The sequence below is a fragment of the Pseudomonas agronomica genome (assembly GCF_025917275.1).
Classification (GTDB): domain Bacteria; phylum Pseudomonadota; class Gammaproteobacteria; order Pseudomonadales; family Pseudomonadaceae; genus Aquipseudomonas; species Aquipseudomonas agronomica.
Map to the genome: position 1 here is coordinate 1 of NZ_JAOSHO010000203.1, position 8,842 is coordinate 8,842.

Annotated in this window: 8 protein-coding genes; 2 read left to right on the forward strand and 6 right to left on the reverse strand. The window is 63.9% G+C overall.

Translation table 11 applies throughout. The features are described 5' to 3' along the window. The first annotated feature begins 130 nt into the window (after positions 1–130). Positions 131–685, forward strand: a complete 555-nt coding sequence (locus tag OC610_RS15545) for a DinB family protein (protein WP_264428847.1) — start codon at positions 131–133, stop codon at positions 683–685. Between the two features lie 63 nt (positions 686–748). Here the strand turns inward: OC610_RS15545 and OC610_RS15550 are convergent, their stop codons facing one another. The 5 genes from OC610_RS15550 to OC610_RS15570 form a co-directional block, all read right to left on the reverse strand. Then, the gene (locus tag OC610_RS15550) at positions 749–1,813 is read right to left on the reverse strand and encodes a 2,3-butanediol dehydrogenase (protein WP_264428859.1); all 1,065 of its coding nucleotides are present in this window, start codon (positions 1,811–1,813) and stop codon (positions 749–751) included. 85 nt (positions 1,814–1,898) lie between these two features. Then, positions 1,899–3,011 (reverse strand): acetoin dehydrogenase dihydrolipoyllysine-residue acetyltransferase subunit, encoded by a 1,113-nt coding sequence (locus OC610_RS15555; protein WP_264428849.1) that lies wholly within the window; start codon positions 3,009–3,011, stop codon positions 1,899–1,901. Then, a complete protein-coding gene (locus OC610_RS15560) occupies positions 3,011–4,027 on the reverse strand; it encodes an alpha-ketoacid dehydrogenase subunit beta (RefSeq protein WP_264428851.1) in 1,017 nt (338 codons plus the stop codon). Before OC610_RS15560 ends, OC610_RS15555 begins: the two co-directional genes overlap by 1 nt. Positions 4,028–4,063: 36 nt before the next feature. Further along, positions 4,064–5,041: a thiamine pyrophosphate-dependent dehydrogenase E1 component subunit alpha gene (locus OC610_RS15565; protein ID WP_030140715.1), complete on the reverse strand. Its 978-nt coding sequence runs from the start codon at positions 5,039–5,041 to the stop codon at positions 4,064–4,066. A gap of 2 nt (positions 5,042–5,043) precedes the next feature. After that, a complete protein-coding gene (locus OC610_RS15570) occupies positions 5,044–6,117 on the reverse strand; it encodes an ATP-NAD kinase family protein (protein WP_264428854.1) in 1,074 nt (357 codons plus the stop codon). 342 nt (positions 6,118–6,459) lie between these two features. Here OC610_RS15570 and OC610_RS15575 point away from each other — a divergent pair, with 342 nt between their 5' ends. After that, on the forward strand, positions 6,460–8,325 hold the full coding sequence (locus tag OC610_RS15575; RefSeq protein WP_264428855.1) for a sigma-54-dependent Fis family transcriptional regulator: 1,866 nt from the start codon (positions 6,460–6,462) through the stop codon (positions 8,323–8,325). A 4-nt stretch (positions 8,326–8,329) separates the two neighbouring features. On the opposite strand, the gene OC610_RS15580 is transcribed toward OC610_RS15575, so the two are convergent. Beyond that, complete coding sequence (locus tag OC610_RS15580) at positions 8,330–8,659, reverse strand: hypothetical protein (RefSeq protein ID WP_264428857.1); 330 nt, start codon at positions 8,657–8,659, stop codon at positions 8,330–8,332. Positions 8,660–8,842 lie beyond the last annotated feature (183 nt).

Genomic DNA, 8,842 nt, shown 5'->3' on the forward strand with positions numbered 1-8,842 from the left:
ATCGCGAGCAGGCTCGCTCCCACAAGGAATTGGGGTGCAAACACGGGACCAACCGACCAGCAACACGGCGCCATCGCCAGTCTTTGCTACGCTTTCCCCCCGGCGAAACGACGCGCACCGGAGGCGTCCCATGAATTATTTCCTGGCCCAGGCCCTGAACAACCAATGGGCCAACCACAGGCTGCTGGACGCCTGCGCGCAGCTGAACACGGCGGAGTACGAGGCCTACCGCACGAGTTTCTTTCCCTCCATCCAGGCCACGCTATGCCATGTCCTCGAAGTCGATCGTTATTACCTCACCGCCCTGGAAGGCGACGTCGCGGGCCAGGAACAGGATTTTTCCGAGATGCTCGCGTTCACCCAACTCAGGGAAAGCCAAGACCGCACCGACCGGCAGCTGGCGACATTCTGCGAAAACCTCAGGCATGAGGATCTCGCCCGTTCCGTTGACTTGGTACGCGCCGATGGCCGGGGCCGCGAACGGATCGACCGTTTGCTGCTGCACCTGTTCGAGCACCAGATCCATCACCGCGGCCAGGTCCACACCATGCTCAGCGCCACCCACGTCGACCCGCCGCAGCTCGACGAGTTTTTTCTCGATTGCGATCGACCGTTTCGACGACAAGAGGAAGCGTTGCTGCAGCTGGATGAAACCCGCGTTTGGCGGGCCTATCGAACCGACTGAAAAACCACGAAAAAATGCGATGGCCGCTGCCGACCATCGCCAAATCGCCCACCTCAGGCGCTCTCAGATCCGTGCGGGTGACACGATAATCTTCACGTTGTGTTCCTTGTTGTTCACCAGCTCCTCGAAGCCCTGCCCGACGATCTCCTCCAACTGGATGCGCCCAGTCACCAGCGGCGAGATGTCCAGGCGTCCGTCAGCGATGAAGGCAATCACGTCGGCGAACTCACCGTTGTAGGCCAGCGCGCCTAGCACCTGCTTCTCGGTGGAAACCAGCTCGAAGAAATTGAATTCGCTGGGCTCTTCGAAAATGCCCACCAACACACATTTTCCGGCCTTGCGGATCAGGTCGATGGCGAACTTGGCGGTGTGCTTGTTGCCGATGCACTCGAAGCTGACATCGGCGCCCAGGCCACCGGTGAGGCGCCGAACCTCGGCCAGGGCGTCAAATTCATTCGGATCGATCACATGGCTGGCCCCGACTTCCAGGGCCTTGGCCTTGCGTGCGCCAGACATTTCCAAGGCAATCACCTGGGCCGCGCCGGCCGCCTTGGCGCACATGATCGTGCACAGACCAATGGTCCCGGCGCCAACCACGACGACGTTCTGGCCCAGCAGGCTGCCGGCCTTCTTCACCGCGTGCATGCCCACCGCCAGCGGCTCGATCAACGCGCCAGCCTCGGCGGGGAAATTGGCCGGCAGTTTGTAGAGCAAATTCGCCGGGACGTTGACCAATTCTGCGAACGCGCCGTTGTTCATCAGCCCGGTAAAGGCCAGGTTTTCGCAGATGTTGTAGAGCCCGTGGGTGCAGTAATAGCAGGTGCCGCAATGTTGGCAGGCATCGGCGGCCACCGGCTCGCCGACGCTGAAGCCCTCGACGCCTTCGCCCAGTTCGACGATTTCGCCGCAGAACTCATGGCCGAGGATGCACTGGCCCTTGATCCCGGTCAGCGGGTGTGGCGCCTCCACCGGGATGAACACCGGCCCGGCCACGTATTCATGCAGGTCGGAGCCGCAGATGCCGCACCATTGCACGCGGATCTGCACCCAACCGGCGGGCGGCGATACCGGCAGCGGCACGTCTTCGACGCGGATGTCGTTGCGGCCGTGCCAGACGGCGGCGCGCATGCTGCGGGTCGGCTTGATTGAAACGTTCATAGCGTTGCCTCCAGATATTTTTGTAGGGCGACGATTCAATCGCCGCCCGCTTTTGTCAGTGCTGTCCGATGAACTCAAGGATCAATCGATTGACCTGCTCGGCCGCTTCCATCTGCACCATATGGCCCTGGCCCGGCAGGACTTCGGCCCGCGCTGATAACCCTTCGGCGTGAAACGCCGGGATAATCGCGTCGTCGCTGCCCCAGATCACCAGGGTCGGGACGTGACCGGCCTGCACCACCTCGCGCAAGTCCACCTGCTGGCGACCGTCCTTGAACAAACTCCCGGCCAGTTGGCGCAAGGCCGCGTCCACGCCTTCCAGGCGCTTGTACTTGAGCATGTCGTCGAGCATCTGCCGGTTGACCAGCTCGGCATTCGAGAACAGTTGCACCAGTTGCGGCTTGAGGGCGTTGCGGTTGGCCGCGTCGACGAAGCCTTGCAGGTAGCTGCCATTGATCTCCGGGCCCAGGCCGGCGCTGCCAATCAAAGTCAGGGAGCGGAACCGTTGCGGCATCAGGCGCGCGGCATTCAGCGACACCGCCCCGCCCATGGAATGCCCAACCAGATGAGCCGTGTTGACGTCCAGGTGATCGAGCAACGCCAGCACCACGCCGCTCAGCTCGTCCAGGTCGCCGCGTTGCAGGGTTTTCGAAGATTCGCCATGGCCCGGCAGGTCCAGGGCAATGACCCGACGTCCCGACGCCAGGGCTTCATGGTTGAACAGCCAGTTGTTCAAGTCGCCGCCAAAACCGTGCACCAGCACCAGCGGCGTACCGCCTTCGCCGCGCTCGAAATAGCGGATCACCCGGCCGTCCAGCTCGACTTTCTGTGGTTTCGGGCCACTGTCCTCATCGGCCGCGTCACCGGGCACGAAGTTGGACTGGAACTGCTCGATCACCGCGTCGATCTCGGCATCGCTGGCCTCGCCTTCGACGACGATGCCGAGCAAGGCGCCAACCGGCAGGGTTTCATCCTGGCGAGCGACCTGGCGGCGCAATACGCCGGAGAACGGCGCCTCGACGCTGCTGGAGATCTTGTCGGTCTCGACGTCCATCACTTCATCGCCCTTGGCGATCGCCTGGCCCTCCTCCTTGAGCCAGGCATCGACCCGCCCCTCGGTCATCGACAGGCCCCACTTGGGCATGGTCAGGGTAAAAATCTGGCTCATCAGCGCTTGCTCCACTCGATCACGTTGAGCACGGCTTGTTCGATTTTGGCCGCGTCAGGGATGTACAGGTCTTCCAGGGCATCGGAGAACGGCACCGGCGTGTGCGGCGCGGTCACCATTTCGATCGGTGCCTTGAGCGCGCCGAAGGCTTTTTGCGCCACCAGCGCCGAGATGTCGGTCGCCATGGAACAGCGCGGGTTGGCCTCGTCGATCACCACCAGGCGTCCGGTCTTCTCGACACTTTCCAGGATGCTGTCCTCGTCCAGAGGGCTGGTGGTGCGCAGGTCGATGACTTCGCAATCGATGCCACGTCCGGCCAGGTTGCGCGCCGCGTCCATCGTGGTGTTGACCAGTCGCCCGTAGGACACCAGGGTCACGTCCTTGCCGTCGCGCAGGAAGTTGGCCTCGCCGAACGGCACGGTGTAGAGCTCTTCCGGCACCTCGCCCTGCATGCTGTAGAGCAATTTGTGCTCGCAGAAGATCACCGGGTCGTTGTCACGGATCGCCTGGATCAACAGGCCCTTGGCGTCGTAGGGTGATGACGGGCAGACCACTTTCAAGCCCGGGATATGCGTCCACAACGAGGTGAGCATTTGTGAATGCTGGGCCGCGGCGCGCAGGCCGGCGCCGACCATGGTGCGGATGACCAGGGGCGTGGAGGCCTTGCCACCGAACATGTAGCGGAATTTCGCCGCCTGGTTGAGGATCTGGTCCAGGCAGCAGCCGGCGAAGTCGACGAACATCAGTTCGCATACCGGGCGCACGCCGCAGGTGGCGGCGCCGACCGCTGCGCCGACATAACCGATTTCTGACAACGGCGTATCCAGCACGCGTCCAGGGAACTGGTCGTAAAGCCCCTTGGTGACGCCGAGCACGCCGCCCCAGGCATCGTTCTCACCGGGTGCGCCAGCACCACCCGCCACGTCTTCACCCATGATGAACACACTGGAATCGCGGCGCATTTCCTGGGCCAGGGCTTCGTTGATTGCCTGCTGATAGCTGATTTTTCTCGCCATGATGGGATTCTCTCTTGTTGTTTTTCAGGGGGGCGTTCAGGGGTAGCTGACGTAGACGTCGGTCAGCAGGTCGGACGCCGCCGGCTTGGGGTCGGATTTGGCCTTGTACACAGCGTTTTCGATCAGCATCTCCACTTCCTTGTCGATCTGGTCCAGTTGCTCGACCGTGAGCAGCCCGGCCCGGGTGGTACGGTCGCGGAACTGCATCAGGCAGTCCTGGTTTTCGCGGAAATGCTTGACCTCGTCGGGTGCGCGATAGGTCTGGGCATCGCCCTCGAAATGGCCGTAGTAACGGGTCAGCTTGACCTCGATTAGCGACGGCCCTTCCCCGGCACGGGCGCGTTCGACGGCAGCCCCGGCGGCTTCATGGACGGCGAAGAAGTCGAAGCCATCGACGGTCACGCCGGGCATGCCGAAACCAGCGGCGCGGTCGGCAATGTGGTCGCAGGCCACCGACCAGTTGGACGCGGTGGCTTCGGCGTAGCCGTTGTTCTCCGCAATGAACAGGCACGGCAGGTTCCACACCGAGGCCATGTTCATGGCTTCGAACACCGCGCCCTCGTTGGAGCCACCGTCGCCGAAAAACACCACGGCAACGCTGTCGGTGCCCTTGAGCCGGGCTGCGAGGGCCGCGCCGACCACCAGTGGCGCCCCCGCGCCGACGATGCCGTTGGCGCCGAGCATGCCTTTCTCGAAGTCGGCGATGTGCATCGAGCCGCCCTTGCCTTGGCAGACCCCGGTTTTCTTGCCGTAGATCTCGGCCATCATCCCGTACACATCCACGCCCTTGGCGATGCAATGGCCGTGGCCACGGTGGTTGGACGCGATGCAGTCATCATCCCCGAGGTGCGCCATGACGCCGGCGGCCGAGGCTTCTTCGCCGGCATACAAGTGGACGAAACCAGGGATCTCGCCGGTGGCGAATTCCACGTGCAGGCGCTCTTCGAAGGCGCGGATGGTGCGCATGACCTGATAGGCGTGCAGCAATTGATCGTGGGTGAGCGATGTCGACATTTTTATTCTCCAGGCGTGTCTTCTTGAAGGTTCAAGGGGTGTTGCGGGTGCTCGCGGCCAATGGCCAACAAGCGTTGTTGCGCGGCGTAGGTGAGCACCGCGTTGACATCGATGCTCAGCGGGCCGCCGGCATCGAGGGTGACCGTGGGCCGGTCATGGACGTTGAATTCGATTTCCCGCTCGCCATCCAGGGCCAAGGTGCCGGCGGACAGCGAAAGGCCGTGGGCGACGCCGGGTTCCAAAGGACCGGCGGCGAGCACGCCGCAGCCTTGCAGCAAGCCTGGCGCGAGCGGCACCAGCAGCGCCTCGGGAGAGTGCGGGTCCAGGCGCATCCAGGCACCGCCTGGCGCCTGGCGTGACACCGGGAACCACAAGCCGCACAGGGCCGACAGGCCGATGGATTGCGGTTCGGCGAAGGTCACGAAGACTTCGGCGAGGTCCTGGGCCCGGCTGATCGCCCTCGCGCCGACAAATCGCAGCGGCGACACCGCGACGTCCACCAGGGCGACCTCCCGCAAGCCGCGCCCGGCATCGCAGACCAGCAAGCGCTTGTTGCGGCGCAAACCGATCTCGTCCGGGATGCGGCCGCTGGCGTACAGCCCGCCGGCCAACCCGGCACTGGTGGCTTCGCGTAGCTCGGGGAAGGCATTGTTGGTGCCGGTGGACAGGGTCAGCAGAGGAATGTCGCCGACTTCGGCGGCGACCGCCTTGTGGGTGCCGTCGCCGCCGAGCACGGCGATCAACGCCACCTCGCGCTCGGCCATCAGCCGGGCGGCGCGGCGGGTGTCTTCGACGGTCTGGCGCAGGGTCAGGTCGAGAAACTCCAGGGCCGGCCAGTGGCTGCTGCGGGCCTGGCGGCTGTGGCTGTTCTTCAGCACGGCGGCGGCCATGCCGATCATGTCGGTGGGCATCAGCACCTGCTCGATGCCCGTGGCGCCGAACGCGGCCAGCAGGCGCTGGATCACCGAGACCTTGTCGGTGCTGGAAAACAATCCGGCGTTGGCGGTCAGGCGTCGCACGTCGCGGCCCGATGCGGGGTTGGCGATGATGCCGACGGTGAGCGGACGGCGGCTCATGGCGCCACCGTGGCGGGAACGATCAACGGGCTTGGCGGGCAAGTCATAGGCACCTCTTTTTATTATTGGAAGCCCAACGGGATGGGTCCAAGGCCTAGAGCAAGGCCGGTGCCAATTGCCGGAGAATCGACGCAAAGCCTCGAGACAGAGCGCTCGCAGCGCCCCGTTGCACGCGTTGGCCACGGGGCCGTTGAGACGCCACATGCCAGCCTGCACGACGAAACCGCGAGACGCTGAGACGTCGCGTCTCACCTCCAGGCCTGCGCTCCGTCGGGCTTGTCTGTGCCCGGCGATCAGCGCTTAATGTGCCGACAACGACAAGAAGCTGAACCGGAGGCCCCTATGCTTTCCGCTCACTCCCGGGCGCATGTGGATTGCGTCAGCCGCGTGCTGAAGAACGCCGCCCAACTGCCGCAACTGCCGGTGCCGGACCTGATCCTCGATTCCTGGCGCCGCTCCATGGAGCAGCATCACCTGGACCCCGGCTCGCTCCAGGGCCCGCGGATCCTGTCCCACGACGTGCTCAAGCAGTGCCGCGAGCGCTCGGAACTGTTCCTCAATATCGCCAGCGACGAAGTGGCGCGCCTGCATGGCCGGGTGCGCGATGCCGACTATTGTGTGCTGCTGACCGATGCCCAGGGCCAAACCATCGATTACCGGGTGGAAACCACCCTTCGCAACGACTGCCGCAAGGCCGGGTTGTACCTGGGTACGTGCTGGTCGGAGGGTGAAGAAGGCACTTGCGGCGTGGCGGCGGTGCTCACGGCCAAGACGGCGGTGACGGTGCACAAGCGCGATCACTTTCGCGCGGCATTCATTGGCCTGACCTGCTCTGCCGCGCCCGTCTTCGATCCTCAGGGAGAACTGCTCGGCGTGCTGGACGTCTCGGCGGTGCGCTCGCCGGATGATCGCCGCTCCCAGCACCTGATTCGGCAAATGGTGGTGCAGAGCGCCCGGGAGATCGAACAGGCGTTTTTCATGAGCAGCGCCCAGGGTTACTGGGTGTTGCGGGCCCATCGCAACGCGGGGTACGTCGACAGCCAGCCGGATTTCCTGCTGGCCTGGGACGACGACGGCTGCCTGCAAGCCCTGAACCCGGCGGCGCGCCAGTTCTTGATGCAGCGTTACGGCCAACTGCCTCAGCACATCAGCCAAATCTTCGACGCCCAACTGCTGCATCGCGCCCGTGACGAGAGCCTCTATCCGCTCGACGTCGATTTGCATGGCCGCTTGAGCGCGCCACGACGCCGGGCCACGCCTCGCCAGCGCGTCGCGATGACACCGACCGAACTCGATCCACGCCTGGCCGACAGCCTGAGCCTGGCAGTGCGGGTCAAGGATCGCAACCTGCCGGTGTTGATCCAGGGCGAGACCGGCTCAGGCAAGGAAGTCTTCGCCCGCCAGTTGCACCAGGCCAGCCAGCGCCGCGACCGGCCTTTCGTGGCCTTGAACTGCGCGGCCATCCCGGAAAGCCTGATCGAGAGCGAGTTGTTCGGTTATGTGGCCGGTGCCTTTACCGGCGCTTCGGCCAAGGGTATGCAGGGCCTTTTGCAGCAGGCCGACGGCGGCACGCTGTTCCTCGACGAAATCGGTGACATGCCATTGGCCTTGCAAACCCGCCTGCTGCGGGTGTTGGCCGAGGGCGAAGTGGCACCATTGGGGGCCTCACGGCGCAAGGCCGTGGACATCCAAGTGATCTGCGCGACCCACCGCGACCTGGAAACCCTGGTGGCGGCCGGCGAGTTTCGCGAGGATTTGTACTTCCGCCTCGGCGGCGCCCGTTTCCAACTACCACCGTTGCGCGAACGCACCGACCGATTGGCGTTGATCAATCGCATCCTGGAGGAAGAATCGGCGCTGTGCGGCGGTTCGGTGCAACTGAGCGGCGCGGCGCTGGAGTGCCTGCTGGGTTATCACTGGCCGGGCAATGTCCGCCAGTTGCGGCACGTGCTGCGCTATGCCTGCGCGGTGTGCGAGGCGAGCGTGATCCAGCTCAGCCACTTGCCAGAGTCATTGCACAGCGCGACTGCCGTCGATCATGGGCCGGAGCCCAGCGCCAGTCCTGAACGCCAGGCGTTGCTGGACGCCCTGGTGCGCCATCGCTGGAAACCCACCCCGGCGGCGCGGGCCCTGGGCATTTCCCGGGCAACGCTGTATCGGCGGGTTCATCAGCATGGCATCGAAATGCCCGGCAGGAGTCCCGGCTGAAGGCTTATCGTCGCGCCAGCTCATGGCGCACGCATTGCTCGTAATAGGTCTGCTTGACGGCCACCGGTTTGAGCCGCGAGGAACTGTTGTAAGTCTGTTCGGTAATGCCCAACGCGGTCATGCGCATCCAGGGCCGGGGAAACTTGCGCACTTGTAACTTCTTGCGCGCCCCATACAGGCTGACCCCGGACAGCTTCGATGCCTGGGCACCCGCCGCAATGTCCGAACCCCAGCGACACACTGACTGCTGGTTCGCAGTCAGCGCCCCGGCCTGGGCTTGAAGCGAGACGGTGGCCAGAAGCGTGACCGCGGCTATCCAGATAGAAACACGCATAGGTTTATCGTCCAACTTTCTGAAATAAAAGGAGTTTGACGACAGTTTGAGAAGCAAGGGGCCAGCATTCCCATGCCATTCATCAGCTCATGCCGTTATCTAGAAATGCTTGTACATATATGTATTAACCTCATGAAAATTAATAGTTTTCATACAGTCCGTAGGAGCTGGCGAAGCCTGCGA